General features: G+C 58.1%; 17 protein-coding genes. 12 read left to right on the top strand and 5 right to left on the bottom strand.

All coding sequences use genetic code 11. The annotated features are described in order from the left end of the window. Window positions 1-79: 79 nt before the first annotated feature. The 5 genes from miaA to ACR0CG_RS15570 all read left to right on the top strand — a co-directional run bounded on the left by miaA (window position 80) and on the right by ACR0CG_RS15570 (window position 7,834). Window positions 80-979, top strand: a complete 900-nt coding sequence (gene miaA, locus ACR0CG_RS15590) for a tRNA (adenosine(37)-N6)-dimethylallyltransferase MiaA (protein ID WP_480526082.1) — start codon at window positions 80-82, stop codon at window positions 977-979. A gap of 341 nt (window positions 980-1,320) precedes the next feature. Beyond that, window positions 1,321-2,991, top strand: coding sequence for an ABC transporter substrate-binding protein (locus ACR0CG_RS15585; protein WP_480526080.1), 1,671 nt, complete (start codon window positions 1,321-1,323; stop codon window positions 2,989-2,991). Between the two features lie 135 nt (window positions 2,992-3,126). Further along, window positions 3,127-4,173, top strand: a complete 1,047-nt coding sequence (locus ACR0CG_RS15580; RefSeq protein ID WP_170676800.1) for an ABC transporter permease — start codon at window positions 3,127-3,129, stop codon at window positions 4,171-4,173. A 12-nt stretch (window positions 4,174-4,185) separates the two neighbouring features. Further along, window positions 4,186-5,649: an ABC transporter permease gene (locus tag ACR0CG_RS15575; protein WP_480526078.1), complete on the top strand. Its 1,464-nt coding sequence runs from the start codon at window positions 4,186-4,188 to the stop codon at window positions 5,647-5,649. 97 nt (window positions 5,650-5,746) lie between these two features. After that, complete coding sequence (locus ACR0CG_RS15570) at window positions 5,747-7,834, top strand: dipeptide ABC transporter ATP-binding protein (RefSeq protein ID WP_480526076.1); 2,088 nt, start codon at window positions 5,747-5,749, stop codon at window positions 7,832-7,834. Window positions 7,835-7,953: 119 nt separating this feature from the next. Here ACR0CG_RS15570 and ACR0CG_RS15565 read toward each other — a convergent pair whose 3' ends face one another. From ACR0CG_RS15565 to ACR0CG_RS15555, 3 genes are all read right to left on the bottom strand, one after another. Beyond that, on the bottom strand, window positions 7,954-8,940 hold the full coding sequence (locus ACR0CG_RS15565) for an MBL fold metallo-hydrolase (protein ID WP_480526075.1): 987 nt from the start codon (window positions 8,938-8,940) through the stop codon (window positions 7,954-7,956). Window positions 8,941-9,069: 129 nt separating this feature from the next. After that, on the bottom strand, window positions 9,070-10,032 hold the full coding sequence (locus ACR0CG_RS15560; RefSeq protein WP_480526073.1) for a LuxR C-terminal-related transcriptional regulator: 963 nt from the start codon (window positions 10,030-10,032) through the stop codon (window positions 9,070-9,072). 97 nt (window positions 10,033-10,129) lie between these two features. Further along, entirely contained in the window at window positions 10,130-10,708 is a 579-nt protein-coding gene (locus tag ACR0CG_RS15555) for a lytic transglycosylase domain-containing protein (RefSeq protein WP_321253332.1), read from the bottom strand. 208 nt (window positions 10,709-10,916) lie between these two features. Between ACR0CG_RS15555 and ssb the strand changes: the two genes are divergently transcribed. Both ssb and ACR0CG_RS15545 read left to right on the top strand, forming a co-directional pair. Beyond that, a complete protein-coding gene (gene ssb / locus ACR0CG_RS15550; protein WP_480526070.1) occupies window positions 10,917-11,420 on the top strand; it encodes a single-stranded DNA-binding protein in 504 nt (167 codons plus the stop codon). Window positions 11,421-11,438: 18 nt separating this feature from the next. Next, window positions 11,439-12,509: a site-2 protease family protein gene (locus ACR0CG_RS15545; RefSeq protein WP_480526069.1), complete on the top strand. Its 1,071-nt coding sequence runs from the start codon at window positions 11,439-11,441 to the stop codon at window positions 12,507-12,509. A gap of 13 nt (window positions 12,510-12,522) precedes the next feature. Here ACR0CG_RS15545 and aroB read toward each other — a convergent pair whose 3' ends face one another. Together aroB and ACR0CG_RS15535 are read right to left on the bottom strand one after the other, a co-directional pair. Continuing rightward, window positions 12,523-13,635: a 3-dehydroquinate synthase gene (gene aroB, locus ACR0CG_RS15540; protein WP_480526068.1), complete on the bottom strand. Its 1,113-nt coding sequence runs from the start codon at window positions 13,633-13,635 to the stop codon at window positions 12,523-12,525. Continuing rightward, a complete protein-coding gene (locus tag ACR0CG_RS15535; protein WP_480526066.1) occupies window positions 13,636-14,223 on the bottom strand; it encodes a shikimate kinase in 588 nt (195 codons plus the stop codon). Window positions 14,224-14,441: 218 nt separating this feature from the next. Here ACR0CG_RS15535 and ACR0CG_RS15530 point away from each other — a divergent pair, with 218 nt between their 5' ends. The 5 genes from ACR0CG_RS15530 to ACR0CG_RS15510 all read left to right on the top strand — a co-directional run bounded on the left by ACR0CG_RS15530 (window position 14,442) and on the right by ACR0CG_RS15510 (window position 21,490). Next, entirely contained in the window at window positions 14,442-15,965 is a 1,524-nt protein-coding gene (locus tag ACR0CG_RS15530; RefSeq protein WP_480526064.1) for a hypothetical protein, read from the top strand. 2 nt (window positions 15,966-15,967) lie between these two features. Further along, the gene (locus tag ACR0CG_RS15525; protein WP_480526062.1) at window positions 15,968-16,921 is read left to right on the top strand and encodes a tyrosine recombinase; all 954 of its coding nucleotides are present in this window, start codon (window positions 15,968-15,970) and stop codon (window positions 16,919-16,921) included. A 62-nt stretch (window positions 16,922-16,983) separates the two neighbouring features. Continuing rightward, a complete protein-coding gene (locus tag ACR0CG_RS15520; RefSeq protein ID WP_170616307.1) occupies window positions 16,984-18,291 on the top strand; it encodes an HlyC/CorC family transporter in 1,308 nt (435 codons plus the stop codon). A 147-nt stretch (window positions 18,292-18,438) separates the two neighbouring features. Next, on the top strand, window positions 18,439-20,856 hold the full coding sequence (locus ACR0CG_RS15515) for a GcvT family protein (RefSeq protein WP_480526059.1): 2,418 nt from the start codon (window positions 18,439-18,441) through the stop codon (window positions 20,854-20,856). Window positions 20,857-20,887: 31 nt separating this feature from the next. Next, a complete protein-coding gene (locus ACR0CG_RS15510; RefSeq protein ID WP_480526057.1) occupies window positions 20,888-21,490 on the top strand; it encodes a nucleotidyltransferase family protein in 603 nt (200 codons plus the stop codon). Window positions 21,491-21,608 lie beyond the last annotated feature (118 nt).

Genomic DNA, 21,608 nt, shown 5'->3' with positions numbered 1-21,608 from the left:
GCACAGGTTTAATTCCGGCGCAAAATGAAGCAAAAGCACCGCAGGTTCAATGCGGAACGTTAGGAATAAGGCAGTCCAGATGGCCAACGCAATCTCATCGCGGTTTTGGGACATGTTGCCCCCCGTTCCGGATGACAAGCCTGTTCTGATCGCCGGGCCCACGGCGTCCGGAAAATCAGCGCTTGCGCTGCAGATTGCCGAAAAGTTTGGTGGTGTCATCGTCAATGCCGATGCAAGCCAGGTTTACGATTGCTGGCGGGTGATTTCAGCGCGCCCGTCGGTCGAGGAAGAAGCCCGCGCGCCACATCGTCTTTACGGGCACATACCATTTGACCAGATCTATTCGGCAGGACACTGGCTGCGCGAGGTCAAACCCCTTTTGAACTCAGCTGAGCGTCCCATAATTGTGGGCGGCACCGGGCTGTACTTTTCAGCACTGACTGAAGGAATGGCCGAAATTCCCGCGACCCCAGCCGAAGTGCGGGCGCAAGCGGATAAGATGGAACTGCCCGCTCTGATCGCAGGTGTCGATCCCGACACTTTGGACAAGCTGGACATCAACAACCGCGCCCGCGTTCAGCGCGCATGGGAAGTGCAGACCGCGACCGGACGCAGTTTGTCGGACTGGCAGGTAGATACCCCACCCCCGGTTCTTGCCTTGTCTGATACCGTTCCCATTGTTCTGGACGTCGACAAAAACTGGCTGCTGGACCGTATCATTCGTCGCTTTGATCTCATGCTGGAAACAGGGGCCTTGGACGAGGTTGAAGCGATGCTGGATCGGTATGATCCGACCCTGCCGGCCTGCAAGGCCATCGGCGTCCCGGAACTGGTTGCCTACCTCGATGGCCGCATGACTATGGATCGGGCCCGGGAACGCGCCACGATCTCCACTCGGCAGTTTGCCAAGCGTCAGCGAACGTGGTTCAGGGCCAGGATGGGAAAGTGGAATCCCGTAGACTTCTCAAAACGATACTAAACATTCCTAACTGAGTGCCGGATACTCTGGCGCATCTTGAATATGTTGCTTCACGGCCTGCCAAATCTCGCCGGTCGCGAACGACTTTGTGTACGAATGTATTCATTTCCAAAAGCTCCATCACGCCGCGACTCGCCCGGATGAACGGGGCGCATATGTCGTTTTTGTACTCTGTATGCCGATTTCGAACATTGACGTAATCCGAATTCTGGTGCGGAATACGTTCATGGGGAATGTGAGAATCCAAAAAAGAAGACCCAATTGCTCGTTGAATGCGACCGGCCGGTCTGCCTGATTCCGAGCACACTAAATCGACAAATGTACCACAGGGAGACATCTTGATGAAAAATCGTACCATGACCGGGGCACCAGTTCACTGGGCGGCAGAGATGCACGCGCAGGAATACCGTGACGGCAAGCTGAGCCGCCGCGAGTTCCTGACCCGCGCCACGGGGCTGGGTGTTACGGCTGCTGCGGCATACGGCATGATCGGCCTGGCAGCTCCGGCGCGCGCCGCTGGTGAAGATGCCAAACAGGAAGGCGGAACCATCCGTGTTCAGACCGAGGTTCGCGCCCTGAAAGATCCGCGCACCTATGACTGGTCCCAAATCGGCAACTACAGCCGCGGTACACTTGAGTATCTGGTCGAGTATAACTCGGACGGTACATTCCGGGGGATGCTGCTGGAAGGTTGGGAAATCAACGACGACGCGACAGAATATACCCTCAAGGTTCGTCCGGGTGTGAAGTGGAACAATGGCGACGACTTCACGGCCGACGATGTGGCGTTCAACATTGCGCGCTGGTGCGACAAGTCCTCGGAAACCAACTCGATGGCGGGTCGCTTTGCAACGCTGGTCGATGAAGGGACGGGTCAGGCGATCGAAGGTGGCATCGAGGTCGTGGATCCCACAACCGTAAAGCTGAACCTGCCCAAATCCGACATTTCGCTGATTGCGGGCATGTCTGACTATCCGGCAGCGATCGTTCACCAGTCCTTCAGCGAAAATGACCTGCTGAACAACGTGGGCACCGGTCCGTATCTGATGAGTGAACTGGAAGTCGGCGTCAAAGGTGTTCTTGTCCGCAACGAGGAACATACCTGGTGGGGCGAGGAAGTCTTCGGCCGTCCGGCGCTCGACCGTATCGAATACATTGACTACGGCACCGACCCGTCTGCGTGGCTGGCAGCTCTGGAATCTGACGAAGTCGACATGCTGTATGAGTCGGTTGGTGAATTCATCGACGTCATGGACGGCCTCGGCTACGTGAAATCCGAAGTTATCACCATGGCTTCGATTGTAGTCCGTCCGAACCAGCTGGCCGAAGTTGACGGCAAGCAACCCTATGCGGACAAGCGTGTACGCCAGGCGCTTCAGATGGCCGTGGATAACTCGGTCTGTCTGGAACTGGGCTATGGCGGCCGTGGCACAACTGCCGAAAACCATCACGTCGGTCCGATCCACCCGGAATACCCTGAGCTGCCGCCGCAGAAGGTCGACCCGGAAGGTGCGCGCAAGCTGATGGAAGAGGCCGGTATGGCCGATTTCGAGCACGAGCTGATCTCGATCGACGACGATTGGCGCCGCAACACAACCGACGCCGTGGCTGCGCAACTTCGCGATGCGGGCATCAACGTCAAACGGACCGTTCTGCCGGGCAACACCTTCTGGAACGACTGGGTGAAATATCCCTACAGCTCGACCAACTGGAACCACCGTCCACTGGGTGTTCAGATCTGGGCGCTGGCCTACAAATCGGGCGAAGCCTGGAACGAATTCGGCTGGTCCAATCCTGACTTCGACGCGATCCTCGACGAAGCGCTTGCCATCGCGGATGCGGACAAACGCCGCGAGGTCGCTGCACGTGGCGCCGCGCTGATCCAGGAAGAAGGTGTGACGATCCAGCCTTACTGGCGCGCACTCTACCGTCACATGAAGGACGGGTTGGTTGGCACCGACATGCACGTGTCGTTCGAACACCACCACTACAAGTGGGGTTGGGCAGCCTAAACACTGCCGACTGCAAACCGGGGGCGCCTGATCGGGGCGCCCCTTTCCAGCCGCAGACTAGCCGACACGGGGTCGGATGTCCGAGGCCAGATAATGGTCCAATGATCTGCGGAACACCTGAACAACGGGGCCATCATGGGACTTTTCATCCTCCGTCGGTCAGGCGTGATGCTGCTTACAGCTTTGTGTCTGACATTCGTGGTCTTCTTTCTGACCAATCTTTACCCGAATCTTGAAAAACTGGCCAAGACACAGGGCAACCAGCGGATGTCGGACGAGCAGGTGGAAGCCTGGCTTGAAAACCGCGGCTACAGAGAGCCGATGCTGATAAAATACGGCCAATGGCTGGGTGTTGCCCCCGGGTTCACCAACACGCTGGCGGACGGACAGTTTGTCGGCACCTGTGTGCGCCCTGGAACGACCCCGGAAACGACGCCCAGCTATTGCGGCGTTCTGCAGGGTGAATGGGGCTATTCGACCGTATTCAAGGACGACGTCGGCAGCATTGTCGCCAAGCGTCTGGGGAATACCGGGTATCTGATGTTCTGGGTTCTGGTCCTTATGGTTCCTTCGGCACTGTTGGTCGGTGTGCTGGCGGGAATGCGGGAAGGATCGGCGCTGGACCGTTCCCTGTCGACATTTTCGATCATCACGACAGCGACACCTGAATATGTGTCCGGCGTTATCTTCATCGCGATCTTCACCTCGTCCACCGTCGGCCTGAAATGGTTCAAGGGCACGGCCACACAGGCGATGGACAACCCGACATTCGAGAATTTCTTCCTGCCGGTTCTGACCATTGCCCTTTACGGGATGGGCTATATCGCCCGGATGACCCGCGCCTCGATGACCGAGGTGATGACCGCTCAATACATCCGGACCGCCCGTCTGAAAGGGGTATCGTTCGGCAATATCGTTATGAAACACGCATTGCGCAACGCACTGATCGCGCCGTTCACCGTCATCATGCTGCAGTTCCCATGGCTGCTGAATGGTGTCGTGATCGTCGAGACCCTGTTCAACTACAAGGGTTTCGGTTGGGCGCTGGTGCAGGCCGCGGGCAACAACGACATTCAGCTGTTGCTGGCAATCTCGGTCGTGTCGGTCTTCGTGGTGCTGATCACGCAGCTGATCTCGGACATCGGCTATGTGTACCTCAACCCGCGCATCCGCATTTCGTAAGGGAGATAGAACATGGAACCTCTAAGCTGGACCGGCTCTATCGCCTTTCTGAATCCCCTGCTGATGATCGCGATTGCGGTACTGGTATTGTCGATCGTGGTCTGGATTCTGGCCAGTATCGTCCTGCCCGAAGCCCAGGTGAGCGTCAATCCGGATGGCACGCTCAGCTCGGCCGGCGGGGTGCGGGGGCTGATACAGTCGTCATTGCGCCTTAGTTTTCTGGCCTCAGTCGGCCTGGCGCTTGCCTATATCGTGCTGGGCATCCTGTTCGGTACCGGTGCCGGTATCATCGGGGCCATCTCGCAACAATTCCTGCCTGTCTGGGTGTCACTGATCATACTTTACGCCATGTCGATCGCCTTCAAGAGACGGCTGGGTTTGTACGGCAAACTGTACGACAGCCCAATCGGCATGATTGGTTTTGGCCTTGTCATGTTCTGGGTCTTTACCGGCATCTTCGGAGCGATGGACCTGATCGTGACGCACGACCCGCTGGCGCAAGTCTCGGGTATGAAGAACAAGGTCCCCGGCACTCCGCTGCCAAATCTGGAGGAAGGCGAATTCGCCTGGTATCTGCTGGGTGGAGACAATCTGGCGCGCGATGTGTTCAGCCGGATGGTCAAGGGCGCCTGGATCGTTGTGCAGATCGCGCCGCTGGCCACCATGTTTGCGTTCATGGTCGGGATCACATTGGGTCTGCCGGCCGGTTACTATGGCGGACGGCTGGATACGTTTCTGTCGTTCCTTGCCAACCTGATCCTGGCCTTCCCCGTGATCCTGCTGTTCTATCTGCTGGTCACCCCGGAGATCGTCGCGACAGGTGTGCCGAACTACATGGCGGCCGTCCTGTTCCTGTTCCCGATCCTGTTCCTTGGGGTGCTGCTGAACTCACGCTATTACACGCGGCCAAAATTCCGAACGCCACTTCTGATCGGAGTATTGGGCGTTGCGATCTGGTTGTACCTGTCGCTGATTTCGACAGGCGGTTACGTGATCAACACCGATGACTATCGCATCTGGGGTCTGCCTACCTATCTGGATCTGTTCGATATTCCGGGCGGTATTCTCGTCGTGTTCGTTTCCGTGGTCTTTGTGAACTCACCAACCGTGTTCCGTATCGTCCGTGGCCTCGCGCTGGACATCAAGACACGCGACTATGTGGCGGCGGCGCAAACCCGGGGTGAAGGTCCCTGGTACATCATGCTTTGGGAAATCCTGCCAAACGCGCGCGGCCCGCTGATCGTCGATTTCTGTCTGCGTATCGGCTATACCACCATCCTTCTGGGAACGTTGGGTTTCTTCGGACTGGGTTTGCCGCCTGAAAGCCCGGACTGGGGTTCGACGATCAACGAGGGGCGCAAGCTGTTGTCGATCTATCTGCACCCGGCCCTTCCGCCCGCGCTTGCGCTCTTGTCGTTGGTTCTTGGTTTGAACCTGCTGGCAGATGGTTTGCGCGAAGAAAGTCTGAAGGACTGATGTGATCGAGGCCGGGGGCCCTGCCCCCGGACCCCCGGAGTATTTTCGAAAAGATGAAGATTGTCGCTTGCACAGCTTCATCAGGGAGTAGGAAACGATGAACAAACTGGCGGAATATGACGGCCCGATCCTGGAGATCGACAAGCTGTCGATTTCATTCTTTACCCGCCTGCGGGAAATACCCGCCGTAATGGATTTCTCGGTCAGTGTGCAGCCAGGCGAAGCCGTGGGACTGGTCGGTGAATCCGGTTGCGGGAAGTCAACCGTTGCACTGGGTGTCATGCAGGACCTGGGGAAGAACGGGCGTGTCGTGGGTGGTACGATCAAGTTCAAGGGTCGCGATCTGTCCGAGATGACCACTGAGGAATTGCGCGACATTCGCGGCAACGAGATCGCGATGATCTATCAGGAGCCGATGGCCTCGCTGAACCCGGCAATGAAGATCGGCAAGCAGCTGATGGAAGTGCCGATGATCCACGAGGGTGTGGGCGCTGAAGAGGCCTATGCCCGTGCGCTGGAGGTGGTCACCGATGTGCGTCTGCCCGACCCCGAGCGGATGTTGAACTCATTCCCGCACCAGTTGTCCGGCGGTCAGCAGCAGCGGATCGTGATCGCCATGGCGCTGATGTCGAAACCGGCACTGCTGATCCTTGACGAGCCGACGACCGCACTGGACGTGACAGTTGAGGCGGCGGTTGTCGAACTGGTCAAGGATCTGGGCAAGAAATACGGCACCTCGATGTTGTTTATCTCGCACAACCTCGGTCTGGTTCTGGAAACCTGCGACCGGCTGTGCGTGATGTATTCGGGTGAGGCTGTCGAGCGCGGTTCGATCAAGGATGTGTTCGACGAGATGCAGCACCCCTATACGCAGGCGTTGTTCCGGTCGATACCGCTGCCGGGGGCGGACAAGAATTCGCGCCCGCTGGTCGCCATTCCCGGGAATTTCCCCTTGCCCCATGAGCGGCCTCCGGGATGCAACTTTGGTCCGCGCTGCGATTATTTCGAGGAAGAGCGCTGTGATGCGCAGGACATCCTGATGCAGGCGGTGCCCGGCAATGACCGGCACCACACGCGCTGTCTAAAATTTCAGGAGATCGACTGGAACGCCCCGATCACTGTGGGCGAACAGAAGGAAAAGGCCGAGATCGGCCGAACCGTTCTCAAGATGGACAACCTCAAGAAGTACTACGAGGTTGCGGCGAACGCCTTGTTCGGTGGCGGCGAGAAGAAGGTGGTGAAAGCCAACGAAACGCTGAGTTTCGAGGCGCATGAATCCGAGACGCTGGCCATTGTGGGTGAATCCGGCTGCGGCAAATCCACCTTTGCCAAGGTCCTGATGGGGCTTGAAACGGCCACCGACGGTCAGATTCTTCTGGACAACCGCAATATCGAACAGGTCCCGATCGAGGAACGTGACGCCAAGACCGTTGGCGAAGTTCAGATGGTGTTCCAGAACCCGTTTGATACGCTGAACCCCTCGATGACGGTGGGGCGTCAGATCATTCGCGCTTTGGAGATCTTTGGCGTCGGCAACTCCGAGGCAGAGCGCAAGAAGCGGATGCTGGAACTGCTGGATCTGGTGAAACTGCCCCGCGCATTCGCCGACCGTATGCCGCGTCAGTTGTCGGGCGGCCAGAAGCAACGGGTCGGTATTGCCCGTGCCTTTGCCGGTGACGCACGCATCGTTGTGGCGGACGAGCCCGTTTCCGCGCTTGATGTGTCGGTGCAGGCTGCCGTGACCGATCTGTTGATGGAAATTCAGCGCAAACAGAAGACGACGTTGCTGTTCATCAGTCACGATCTGTCGATCGTGCGCTATCTCAGCGACCGCGTAATGGTGATGTATCTGGGCCATGTGGTCGAACTTGGGACCACAGATCAGGTCTTTGCGCCACCGTACCATCCATATACCGAAGCCCTGCTGAGCGCGGTGCCCATCGCGGATACGTCGATCCAGAAGGAGCACATCGTTCTGGAAGGCGATATTCCGTCGGCCATGAACCCGCCGCCGGGATGCCCGTTCCAGACCCGCTGTCGGTGGAAGTCACAGGTTCCGGATGGGCTGTGCGAGCAACGCGTCCCGCCCGTCCAGACACTGGCAGACGGTCATCAGGTCAAATGTCATCTGGCCGAGGATATCCTTGCCCGAATGGAGCCGGTCATCAAGATTGCCGCAGAATAGACAACGTGAATCGATTGACAAAGGCCGGTCGTCAGACCGGCCTTTGTTTTTTTGCGCCGCATATTTTTGGGACGGCGCCCGGGATATGTTGTGAGTGGTAGCCCCGGTCAGATTTGTGCTCACCCGGTCAGGACGTTGTTTCCGAAATGCATGAATTCCTGATCCATGCCTGCGACCTCACCGGCCTCCAGTTTCAGACCGGCACTGTCGAGCATCGTATGGCTCTTTTGCGCTTTCACCCATTCATCTGCGGACTGCAACGTTGTCAGCGTGTATGACGTCACTTCGTTCAGGTAATGGGTCGGGATGATTACCTTGGGTTTCAATCTGGCCACGATATCGTTGCCCTGATCATAGCTGAGGATGTGTTGGGATCCGTCCACCGGCAGGGTGAGAACATCCACCTGCCCGATGGCATCCCAGAATTCCTGCGGCGGATTGTGGCGGTTGTCGCCCCAGATCAGGGTGCGGATCCCGCCGGTTTCGACGAGGTAGACGACCATGTCCATGTGGCCGACATTGTTCGGCGGGCAGGCCTCGGCTCCGAATTCCGCCAGCGCATTGGTCCAGTCATACCAGCCCGGCGCAACGCAGGCATGCTTGTCCGCAAACCCGGTAATCTTGAGATCGGCAAATTCAAAGTTTCCGACCATCCTGTCCAGCACCATGGTCGAACTCGGCCGTTCGATCGCATCAGGATCGAAATGCGCGTGGGTCGACATGGTTATGTCCACGGATATCTGCGGAAACTCATTGCGGAACCAAAGCCCCCATGCACCGGACGGATCGTCACGCCACGGGTCGAACAGAACCGTCGCCCCGTTTGGCGATGTGATCTTGATTGCGCAGTGACCGTAATAGTCAATCCCCACAGCGCCTGTCGAAGCCTGCCCGGTCGAGCCCTGCAGGTCCATGACGTGGTTGTTGTTCCCGGGCTGAAGCCAAGCTTGCGATTGCGCCTGTACCGGCGATCCGGCAACCAGAGACGCCCCTGCCCCCACACCTGCCGCACCAGCAGCCAGAAAGAATGATCGGCGCGACAGGCCGGGTGCCAGTGTGTCCCGTGATCCATTCATGATTGTTGGCTTCAGATCCTTGCGATCCATGTGCTGACCTCCGTGTTGGTTAGGTGCGGTACGATCCGCACCTTCAAAGGCAGGCTAACAAGCAAAGGTATCCATTCTCAGACGAGAAATATCGGGGGGTAATATGGGGGCATTCCCCATACTGAGCCTTCACGAAATCGTGAGCAGATGGCTGCGCAGGTTCTGATCGCGGCCTTCCAGTCCGAGTTTCTTGCGAATGTTGTTGCGGTGAAAATCAATGGTCGAAGTTTCGCGGCACAGAACCTTGGCTATGTCCTTGGTGGTCATTCCCGTCATAACAAGCTGGGCGATTTCAATTTCTGTCGGTGTCATGATCGAAAACGCGTCCGACAACTTGTCAGAGATATCCGAGGTGATCTGTTTCAGATTATCCTCGGCAAGCTCCAGATACGCGTGAGAGGCGTCTTCCGCGTTCAGATGATCACGCAGTTTGTGCAGATACGGAAGAACCATGGCCCGAACCTGCTCGACAATCTTCTGGTCCCGGTTTTTCCGGTCGTCGTCGAGGCTGGACAACAAAACGCGCAGGGCTGTGTTGGTCTCTCGCAGTTCTTTCGTGCGGGATTGAACCCTGTCTTCCAGTTGCGCCAGCGTCTCATTCAGTTTCGCCTCAATCGCGCGGCGCAGATAAACCTCCTGCAACAAAGCCAAATCAGCTTCGACCATGCGGGCGAACTGGATCAATCCCTCGCGGAAAAGCAGCGCGCGGCGGTTGCGGTGGCGGTCCAGCACGCAGATCGTTCCGAATATCTCGCCGTCCGGCCACTTCAGCGGCAACCCGATATAAAAGGACATGCCGTGTTCAAGGTCTTCATTTTTGTTCCAGACCGGGTCACATGTCGCGTCCTCGACAACCAGTTCACCGTCGCGTTCGAAGACGCCCTGACAATACAGTTTCGGATGCAGCTGAAAGTTCATGCCGACGGGGTACGGGTTTTGCGGGTGATCGGACGTGACCAGAACCCTGTGATCGGGCGCATCCGTCTTCATGATCAGGCTGGCCGGAACATCGGCAAGCTGCGCCACAAGATCCACCAACCGCTGCCAATTGGCCATTGTACCTTGCGGGATGTCCGGGCGATTGTGTGGCATCGGATGCCTCGTTTGTGATGGAGCTTTCCCTCTCAGGTTAGGCCGACCGTCACCCGGCGATCAAGAATCCGCCCCTCCGCAGTGCAGCGAGGCCATTTCAGCCGCCCCAAATCACCTTCACGTAGTTCTGGGTCTCCGCATAAGGCGGTATTCCACCGTGCTTTTCCACGGCCAGGGGGCCGGCGTTATACGCCGCCAGAGCCAGCGGCCAGGATTTGAACTTGCGATATTGCCACGACAGGTACCGCGCGCCACCTTCCAGATTTTGCTTTGGATCAAGCGGATCAACCCCCAGCAGATTGGCGGTCTGCGGCATGAGTTGCGCCAGCCCAAGCGCCCCCTTGTGGGACTTCGCAGTCGGGTTCCAGCCACTTTCCTGCTGCACCAGCCGCAGGAAAAGGTCTTCGGGGATGCTGTGCTTGCGCGCAGCGTCACGGGCCAGCGCCAGATATTGCCCCCGGTATTTGCCGGTATAACGTTTGTTGAATTTCCCCTGGGCGGATTTCGGTTTGAGCCGCTCGGACCCGCGGTACTGGGTCGCGGACCTGCTATCCAGGACTTTGGCCTGCTTTAGGAATATGTCCTTGCGGCTTTTGCTGGACAACGTCTGCGCACTGGCTGGAACCGACGCCAGCAACAGGCCCAGAACAAAGAAGCCACCAATCTTAGACCGCATTTATGCTTATCCTGCTCACTCAAAACTCTGCCGGAGTATAGGTATTCCAGCCAATAATGAAAGCTTGGTAAACAAAACCTGAGAGTTTTCCCGCCGGGTGTTGTAACCATCAACTCGGTTTCAACCGGATCGCAGTCCGTATAGGGTCGCTCAGGAACACAGGCGCCAGATTCGGGCGCGATCAAGTCAGAACAGTACGGGGAAATACATGGCGGGTTCAGTCAACAAAGTCATTCTGGTCGGCAATCTTGGCCGCGATCCTGAAGTGCGAACATTCCAGAATGGCGGCAAGGTCTGCAACCTTCGCATCGCCACGTCCGAGACATGGAAGGACCGCAATACAGGTGAGCGGCGCGAACGGACCGAATGGCACACGGTTGCAATCTTCAACGAAGGTCTGGTTCGCGTGGCCGAGCAGTATTTACGCAAAGGCTCAAAGGTCTATCTTGAAGGTCAGTTGCAGACGCGTAAATGGCAGGACCAGTCTGGCCAGGACCGCTATTCGACCGAAGTTGTTTTGCAAGGATTTGGCTCAACCCTGGTCATGCTGGATGCACGCGGTGAAGGCGGCGGTGGTGGATATGGCGGAAGCCAGTCCGGTGGCTATGGCGGTGGTCAGGCCGGCGGAGGCTATGGCGACTCCTACGGCGGCCAGTCCAGCGCACCGGCCCCTGCATCAGGCGGAATCGACGACGACGAGATTCCGTTCTAAGCATAGCGGAGACATATCATGACATGGTCCTTCTCTCTCGGCCGGCTGCTCGGGTCCGAACTGAGGGTCCATGTCACCTTTTTCCTGTTGCTCGCCTGGATCGGGTTCGCGGCCTATACGCAGGGTGGATGGAACGCAGCCCTGCAAAACATCATCTTTGTCCTGCTGCTGTTTGCCTGTGTGGTGGCGCACGAGTTCGGGCACGCGCTTATGGCGCGGCGGTTCGGCATCAAAACCCCGGACATAACCCTTTTGCCCATCGGTGGCCTTGCTCGGCTTGAACGCATGCCGGAAAAGCCTATGCAAGAGGTCTGGGTGGCGCTGGCCGGGCCGGCGGTCAATATCGTGATCTGGTTTGTGCTGGTCACTTTTGGGGCCAGCATGCCCATTGAAACGATGGCCCAGATCGACTCGGTCCATATCGGACTTCTGAACCGGTTGGCCTATATCAATCTCCTGCTTGCTGCATTCAACATGATCCCGGCATTTCCGATGGATGGCGGACGCGTTTTCCGGGCCCTGCTATGCCTCAAGATGGACCGGGTCAAAGCCACCCGCGTCGCAGCAATGGGCGGGCAAGTTGTGGCGATTGGTTTGGGCTTTCTCGGCCTGAATACAGGCAACCCCATTCTGGTGCTCATAGCTGTCTTTGTTTTTATCGCGGCCAACGCGGAAAGTCAGGATGTCGCAATGCGATCTGTGGCCCGGCGGGTATTGGCGCGCGACGCCATGATCACCGAATTTCATCCGCTTTCGCCCGGCGATACGCTCGACACTGCGGCGCAGGCCGTCATTCATACCACGCAGCACGAGTTTCCGGTGATTGAAGCCGACGGAACCCTATTGGGGTTCGTGACCCGCAACCGCCTATTTGCCGCTCTTGAGGGAGATCGTCCCAGATCGGACCCTGCCACTTCGATTATGGAGACGGATATTCCGTCGGTTCAATTAACCAGTGGCCTGGAAACCGTTCTGGACGGTTTGCACAAAGGCGCACCCGCAATTGCCGTCCGAACTGCCGGTGGGCGCATGATTGGGTATATCACACGCGAAAATATCGGTGAGCTGATGGTTCTGCGCGGTCGCTGAAAGCGCCTTACAATCAGTTGATTGAAAGAGCATCCTCAAGCACGGACAGGACCGCATCGCGCGGAACATCAGAGGTCACAAAAGCCTGACCTATCCCGCGCGCCAGAATAAACCGCAATTGTCCATCAATGACCTTCTTGTCCTGCGCCATCAGATCCACCAACACCTCGGCCCCCGGCAATTCACCGGGAATGTCAGCCAGATCCGTTTTCATCCCCATCGCCCGAAGATGCGCCCGCACCCTGCTGGGATCTTCCTGCGAGCATAGCCCCAGCCGCGAGGACAGTTCAAAAGCCAGGGCGCACCCAATGGCGACACCTTCCCCATGTAGCAGCCTGTTCGAGTATCCTGTTGCTGCCTCGAGCGCGTGACAGAATGTATGACCAAGATTCAGCAAGGCTCGATCACCCTGCTCAGTCTCGTCGCGCGCAACGATGTCGGCTTTCATCTGGACGGACCGGGTAACGGCGTGCACGCGGGACTGCATATCGCCCGACGACACCGAAGGCCCGTTCTTTTCAAGCCACTCAAAGAACGCGGCATCGCCCAACAGGCCGTATTTTACCACTTCCCCGTAGCCCGAAAGAAAGTCCCGCTGTGTCATGGATCCCAAGACCGAGGTATCCGCAAGCACCAGTGAGGGCTGGTGAAACGCGCCAATCAGGTTTTTGCCTTGGGGTGCGTTGATGCCCGTCTTTCCACCGACCGAGCTGTCGACCTGCGCCAGCAGCGAGGTCGGGATCTGCACGAACCGCACACCGCGCCGCAACACCGCAGCGGCAAATCCGGCCAGATCGCCAATGACGCCGCCGCCGAGGGCGACAACGACATCGCGCCGTTCGATCTTTTCCGCCAGCAGCCATTCGACCGCACGTTCAAAATGAGGCCAGCTTTTTGTCGCCTCGCCGGCGGGCAGTGCCAGCGCGCTCATGCCGATGCCTGCAGATTGCAACCCATCGCGCAAACCATCCAGATGCAATGCGGCGACATTCTCGTCCGTCAGAACCGCCACTTTTGGCCGATGCAGCAAGGGCGCGATAAACTCACCGGACTTCGCCAACAGATCGGGTCCAATCTCAACGTCGTAAGACCGATCTCCAAGTTCCACATTTACGGTTTGATGCATTTATTTTCGTTCCAGAACGTCCGGGCGCGTCATCAAAGACTCGATTACCCGGTTCACCATATTGTCGATCGAAATTTCGCCGTCCGAAACAACGGTCAGATCAGCCAGCGCATAGACCGGCACGCGATCTTCATACAACGCGCGTAAGGTCGCGTGGGGATCAGCCGTGCGCAGCAAGGGGCGCGTGTCTTTGTGCCGGACACGGTTCCACAACACGTTCAGATCGGCGCGCAGCCAGACCGATACCCCACGTTCGCTGATCATCCGTCGGTTATCCCCCGACAAAAATGCGCCACCGCCGGTCGAGAGGATGCCTTTTTCCTCATCCAGAAGACGCCCGATGACCTGGCTTTCCTTGGTCCGGAAAAAGGATTCACCATCGCGCTCAAAGATTTCCGGGATCGTCATATTCGCCGCCGATTCGATTTCGGCATCGCTGTCCAGAAAGGGCACGCCAAGCCGCGCCGCAAGGGCGCGGCCCACGGCCGTCTTTCCTGCACCCATCATTCCCACCAAAACAACCGTTTTGTGCAGTGCAAAGCCTGCTGACGGGTCAACCGTGCGGGTGTTATGCTTAATTTCGCTCATTTCACCGTGAATGACGTGATCTTGTGAAAATTGCCAGTTATAACTTGGTCAAAATCAAAAATTGAGGCAGCGTTGAGCCATGGGCCGCTTGATCAAGTTCGTTATATATATCATTTGCCTGAGTTTCATCGGGTTGGTCGCCTATACCTATGTTGGCCCCTACTTCGGCGCGGACTTCTCTGCCCCGCAAAGTGAAATACGCGAACCGGTTGATTTGGATGCGAATTAAAGCAGCGGCGGTTTTGCTGGTTCTGGCTAGTACGGCGCAAGCGCAACAGGAACCTCTCTCGGCCATTGACTGGTTGACCGATCCGCCCGAAAACCTGCCAGGTACCGTTCTGCTGGAACCCCCGGTTACCCAGACCGGCATTCAGCCCGACGTCCAGGTCACACCGCTCGAGGCTTTGTCGCAACCGCTGGGCCTCGTGTCATCATCGGTCACCGGGCTGCCCGTCGATCTGTGGCAGAACAGCGATCCAGATCGTTTGGCCGAACTGATTGCGAATGTTCCGGTCAAATACAATGCAGCGATGCAAAGATTGCTGTTCACCCTGCTGCTATCTGAAGCGCGGGCGCCCTCGGGACCAGAAGCGGAAGAAACGCTGTTATTGGCCCGCCTGGACCGGCTGATGCAATTGGGGGCCGCTGATCCCGCCCAGTCTCTGGTTCAGCTTGCCGGACCAACCGACAGCCAGGCGCGATTTCAGCGTTGGTTTGACGCCACACTTCTGACTGGCGACGAGGACCGCAGCTGCACCGCATTGATTGCACAGCCTTATCTGTCGACCGACTATGCTGCTCAAATCTTCTGTAAGGCGCGCCGCGGAGACTGGGTCTCGGCCGCGCTGACACTGGAAGCCGCGCATGCGTTGCAAATTCTGCCCGACGAAGATCTGGCGGTTCTTGATCGCTTCCTTAGCCCTGAACTGTTTGAAGGGGCCGCCTATCTGCCGCAGCCTGAAAACCCCGATCCGCTGAGTTTCCGGCTGTTTGAAGCCATTGGCGAACGCTTGCCCTCGGCCCCTTTGCCCCGAGCATTTGCAAACGCGGACCTGCGCGATGTTGCAGGCTGGAAAGCCCAGATCGAGGCCGCCGAACGTTTGACGAGAATCGGCGCTTTGACCCCCAATCAGTTGCTTGGCCTTTATACCGAACGCAAACCTGCGGCCTCGGGCGCGGTCTGGGATCGGGTTGCGGCTGTTCAACGGTTTGAAAGCGCGCTTGAAACCGGGAACCCCAACTCCATTGCCGAAGCCCTGCTGACGGTCTGGAAACAGATGCGCGACATCGGGCTGGAAGTTCCTTTTGCCGAACTGTTTGCCGAACGGCTGTCGCGGGTTACGCTGCCAGATGACGCATCCGAAGCCTTGCGTTGGCGCATTCTGCTTTTGTCTGAATTGTACGAAACCGCTGCAATTGACATACCGGAAACGGAACAAGGAGCACAGTTTCTGGCAGCACTGGCGCAAGGTGATCCCGGTCGTGCCAAATCACCATCTCCACTTGCAGATGCCGTTGCCGAGGGGTTTGTCTGGGCCGCACCAATCCCATCCGACATCGAAACCTTGCTGGCCAATGATCAGCTGGGCGAGGCCATTCTGGAGGCCATGACCCTTTTTGCCCATGGTGCCCGCGGAAATCTTGTGGACCTGACCGCGGCCATCGCCACTTTGCGCCGCGTCGGACTTGAAGATACAGCCCGTCGCGCGGCGCTTCAGTTGCTGATCCTTCAAGGAGTTTGAGAATGGCATCCCCGGCCACTCAGGACCTATGGATTTCGACCTTTTTACAGGCTCAGGCGGCCGAGCTTGGGGCGGCAACCAACACCCTGCTGGCCTATGGGCGTGATCTGAAAGATATTGCGGCCTGGCTGGAGCGGCGGTCTTCGAGTTTCGCTGACGCCGACAGGGACCGGATCGACGCCTATCTGATCGATTGCGACGCGCAGGGGTTGTCCCGCTCGACCCGCGCGCGGCGATTATCGGCCATCAAGCAATTGTACCGGTTCGCCTTCGAGGAAGGTTGGCGCGACACCAACCCGGCCATTCAGATCAAGGGTCCCGGACGGCCCAAACGATTGCCCAAAACGCTGGATGTACCCGAGGTCGACAGGCTGCTGGACGCCGCACGCCAAACCGGGCGCAGTGTCGCGGATCGGGTTCGCAATACCTGCCTGATGGAGCTTCTTTACGCCACTGGGATGCGCGTGACCGAGCTGGTCTCGCTGCCGGTTTCATCGGCGCGTGGCGATCCGCGCATGCTTCTGGTTCTGGGCAAAGGCGGGAAAGAGCGGATGGTGCCCCTGTCCCCGCCTGCCCGCGATGCGTTGGCGGCATGGCTGCCCCTGCGGGACGAGGCCGAAGACCAAACGGTCGCGAAAGGTGGGCAAAGATCCCGGTTTCTGTTCCCGTCCCGGGGCAAGTCCGGCCATTTGACACGGCACAGGTTCTTTTTGCTGGTCAAGGAACTGGCGGTTCAGGGCGGGGTTTCGCCCGAAAAGGTCACACCGCACACTCTACGCCATGCTTTTGCCACCCACCTCTTGGCCAATGGCGCAGATCTTCGGTCGATCCAGACCTTGCTGGGTCATGCGGATGTGGCGACCACGGAAATCTACACTCATGTTCTGGACGAACGCCTGTCAGAACTGGTGCTGGAGCATCACCCGCTGGCGAAAGACCCGGACAACAAGGGCTAAACCCTTGATCCGGAGGGGTGGCACCCCCATAACAATCGCAACCGCATCAACAATAAAGAACGATGGAACCCACTTCTTCTCTGATCGACGGCGCTTTTTGGTTCACCACCGGCGCAATCCTATTTTTGCTTGTTCTGTCAGGCTTCTTTTCGGGATCCGAAACGGCATTGACCGCGTCATCCCGCGGCAAGCTGCGGGTACAAGCCGACAAGGGATCACGCGGTGCGCAAAAAGCGTTGGACATTACCGACGACAATGAACGACTGATCGGTTCGGTTCTGCTGGGCAACAATCTGGTCAATATTCTTGCCGCCTCGCTGGCAACGGCACTTTTTACGCGACTGTTCGGCGAAAGCGGTGTGGCGCTGGCAACGCTGGTGATGACCTTGTTGGTTTTGATCTTTGCCGAAGTTCTGCCAAAGACCTATGCCATCACGAACGCGGAAAAAGCAGCCGCCGCGGTGGCTCCTATCATCGGAATCGTGGTGACGGTGTTTTCCCCTGTCGTCGCGGCGGTGCGTCTGCTGGTGCGCGGCGTGTTGCGCCTGTTTGGCGTTCAGATTGACCCCAACAGCAACATCCTTGCCGTGCGCGAAGAAATCGCGGGCGCCCTGCATCTGGGACATTCCGAAGGCGTGGTGGAAAAAGAAGACCGGGACCGCATTCTGGGCGCGCTTGATCTGGGCGATCGCGCGGTGGAAGAGATCATGCTGCATCGATCCAATATCGAAATGATCGACGCGGACGACGCGCCCGAAAAAATTCTGAAACAATGTCTGGAAAGCCCGCACACCCGCTTGCCCGTCTTCCGCGACGAGCCCGAGAACATTGTCGGCGTCGTGCACGCCAAGGACCTGTTTCGCGCCATGTATGCCCAGGTGGGCGGACACGACGGCGACACAGACCGGCTGAAGTCCTTCGACATCTCCAAGGTGGCCACCGATCCGTATTTCGTTCCCGAAACCACTACTTTGGACGATCAGATGCGGGAATTCCTGCGCATGCACAGTCATTTTGCACTGGTTGTCGATGAATACGGCTCGCTCCGCGGCCTGATCACGCTTGAGGACATTCTTGAAGAGATCGTGGGCGAAATCGCCGATGAGTTCGATCTGGACGAAGAAATAGCGATTACGCGGACCGATGACGGGCAGTTTCTGGTCGAAGGCGCGATGACGATCCGAGACGTCAACCGCGCGATGGAATGGACCCTGCCCGACGAAGAGGCCAACACTGTCGCCGGTTTGGTCATTCACGAGGCGCAGATGATCCCGACTGTCGGACAGGTCTTTTCCTTCCACGGGTTCCGCTTTGAAGTCACCGCGCGGGAAGGCAACCGGATCACCGGGCTGAAGATCCGCCCACTCTGAAGCAAGATGGTATAGCAGCCAGCCGCAGGAGTCCGGCCTCCCAACGCAATCGATTGTTTGCGTGCCCAAGCGACACCCAATGTCGTATTTGGCGTTGCATCCCCTGCCCGCCGATACAGACTGGCATAAAACCTTGTGGAGCAAATCATGAATCTCACAACCCGGGTTGCCGTGATCGGCGGCGGTGTCGTCGGATGCTCGGTCCTGTACCACCTGACCAAACTTGGGTGGTCAGATGTTATGCTGATGGAACGGTCAGAGTTGACCAGCGGATCCACCTGGCACGCGGCCGGGGGGTTTCACACACTGAACGGCGACACCAATATGGCTGCCCTTCAGGGCTACACCATCCGCCTGTACAAAGAGCTGGAAGAGATCACCGGCATGTCCTGCGGGCTGCATCACGTGGGTGGAGTCACGCTTGCCGATAATCAGGACCGATTTGACATGCTTCTGGCTGAACGGGCCAAACATCGGTTCATGGGACTGGACACTGAAATCGTCGGGCCCGAAGAAATCCGCAAGATTGCGCCGATCACCAACACCGAAGGCATCATCGGCGCGCTGTATGATCCGCTCGACGGGCATCTGGACCCGTCCGGTACGACCCATGCCTATGCCAAGGCGGCCCGGATGGGCGGGGCCACGATCGAAACCCATTGCATGGTTCGGGAAACCCGGCAACGGCCTGACGGTTCATGGGATGTCGTCACCGACAAGGGTACGATCCACGCCGAACATATTGTCAACGCTGGCGGCTTGTGGGCCCGCGAGGTCGGGGCGATGGCGGGTATCTATTTCCCGCTGCATCCGATGGAGCACCAGTATCTCGTTACCGACTCGATCCCGCAGATCGAAGCAATCATTGACGCAGGCGGCGAACACCCGCATGTGATGGACCCCGCTGGCGAAAGCTATCTGCGGCAGGAAGGACGCGGCCTGTGCATTGGGTTTTATGAACAGCCCTGCAAGCCTTGGGCCGTGGATGGAACCCCGTGGGAGTTCGGCCACGAATTGCTGCCCGATGATTATGACAAAATCACTGACAGTATCGAATTTGCCTATAGACGCTTCCCCGTTCTGGCCGAAGCGGGCGTGAAATCCGTGATCCACGGCCCGTTCACCTTTGCACCTGACGGGAACCCTCTGGTCGGGCCGGTGCCGGGCATGCGCAACTACTGGTCAGCTTGTGGCGTGATGGCCGGATTCAGCCAAGGCGGTGGCGTTGGCCTGACGCTGGCGCAGTGGATGATCGAAGGCGAACCCGAACGGGACGTCTTTGCCATGGACGTTGCCCGCTTTGGCGATTGGATAAGCCCCGGCTACACCCGCCCGAAGGTGATTGAAAACTATCAGAAAAGGTTCAGCGTCGCCTACCCGAACGAGGAACTGCCCGCTGCGCGTCCAAACCGAACCACACCGATGTATGACATTTTCAGCAACATGGGCGCGGTCTGGGGGCAGCAATTCGGGCTGGAAGTTCCCAACTACTTTGCCCAGGGCGATGAACCGGACCACGAAACCCCGTCTTTCCGTCGTTCTGACGCATTCGAGGCCACCGGTCGCGAGGTGCGCGCGGTTCGTGAAGCCGTAGGTATCAACGAGGTTCACAACTTCGGAAAATACCGCGTCACGGGACCTGATGCCCGGGCCTGGCTGGACCGGATCATGGCGGGACGAATTCCGCAAGTCGGGCGGCTGTCCCTGTCTCCGATGCTTTCTCCCAAAGGAAAACTGATCGGTGATTTCACCATTTCCTGTCTGGGTGAAACAGAATTTCAACTGACCGCCTCTTACGGCAGCCAGGCATTTCACATGCGTTGGTTCCGGCAGAACCAAACCGGAAATGTCGAGATTGAAAACATCAGCGATCGCCTGAACGGATTTCAGGTTGCAGGCCCCCTGGCCCGCGATGTTCTGGCAGCCTGTACGCGGGACGACGTATCAGGTCTGAAGTTCATGGATGTGCGCCGAATGACGGTGGGCATGACGGACTGTATTGTTCAGAGGGTCAGCTATACCGGCGATCTGGGGTACGAGGTGTTCTGCGACCCGATGGCCCAACGACAGTTGTGGCAGACCTTGTGGCAGGCCGGTCAACAGTTTGGAATGGTGCCGTTTGGTATGCGCGCGATAATGAGCCTTCGTCTGGATAAGTTTTTCGGCTCGTGGATGCGTGAGTTTTCACCGGATTACACTGCTGCGGAAACCGGACTGGATCGGTTCATCTCGTTTACAAAAAACGCTGATTTCATTGGCCGCGCGGCAGCCGAGCACGAAAAGGAAGCCGGTGCCACACGCCAGCTTGTAGCCTTTGAAGTCGACGCGGAGGACACGGATGTAAACGCATACGAACCGATTTGGCTGGACAACGAAGTTGTCGGGTTCTGCACGTCCGGCGGGTATTCACATTACGCCGGTGAATCCATCGCACTGGGGTTTCTGCCCGCTGACCGCGCCCACGACGGACTTGAAGTTGAAATCGAAATACTTGGCCAGATGCGCAAGGCGCACGTGATCTCAAAACCGCTGTTCGATGCGGATGGCGCGCGGATGCGGGGATGACTCGGGGCTGCAGCCCCAGCATGATGGCGGAATGATTCAGATACCCGTCATTCTTCTGGCCGCAGGGCAATCCAGCCGCATGGGCGGTGCAGACAAGCTGATGCAGGATGTCGATGGCATCCCTTTGTTGCGCCGCTCGGCCCGGGCTGCGTTGGCAGTCGGGCCGGTCTTTGTTGCGCTGCCTCCCGCCCCGCATGCGCGTTACGGGGCCGTAAAGGGACTCGATGTTCATGCGGTGGAAATCCCGGATGCCGATGAAGGCATGAACGCCAGCCTGCGCGGTGCCATGGCCGCTATCCCAACCGAAGCCAAAGCCGTCATGGTTCTGCTGGCGGACCTTCCGGAATTAACAGGCAATGATCTGGAGGCGGTCGCGGCCTGTGTCACAGCTCATCCGGACAAACTGATCTGGCGTGGTGCAACAGAAAACGGAAGGCCGGGGCACCCTGTCATTTTCGACCACAAGCTTTTTTCGTTACTGAGCCAACTCAAGGGCGATGAAGGTGCGCAATCCGTTGTGCGTGCACATTCCGACAGGGTTCATCTGCACCGCCTGCCCGGACGCAACGCGCTGCTGGATCTGGATACACCAGAAGACTGGGACGAGTGGCACAGAACACGGCCCCCGAAATAGACGCGGCCCGGTCGTTGTCGACCGGGCCGGTTGCCCAAAAGCAAGACTACCACTTTTCACCAATTCCAAAAGCGCGACCCAACCACCTTACAAGGCTATCGGGTATTACGCTGCCGAA

The sequence above is a fragment of the Ruegeria sp. AB8 genome, assembly GCF_056542605.1.
Note: the sequence above shows the minus strand (reverse complement) of the source record. Positions and strands in the feature narration are given on the sequence as shown.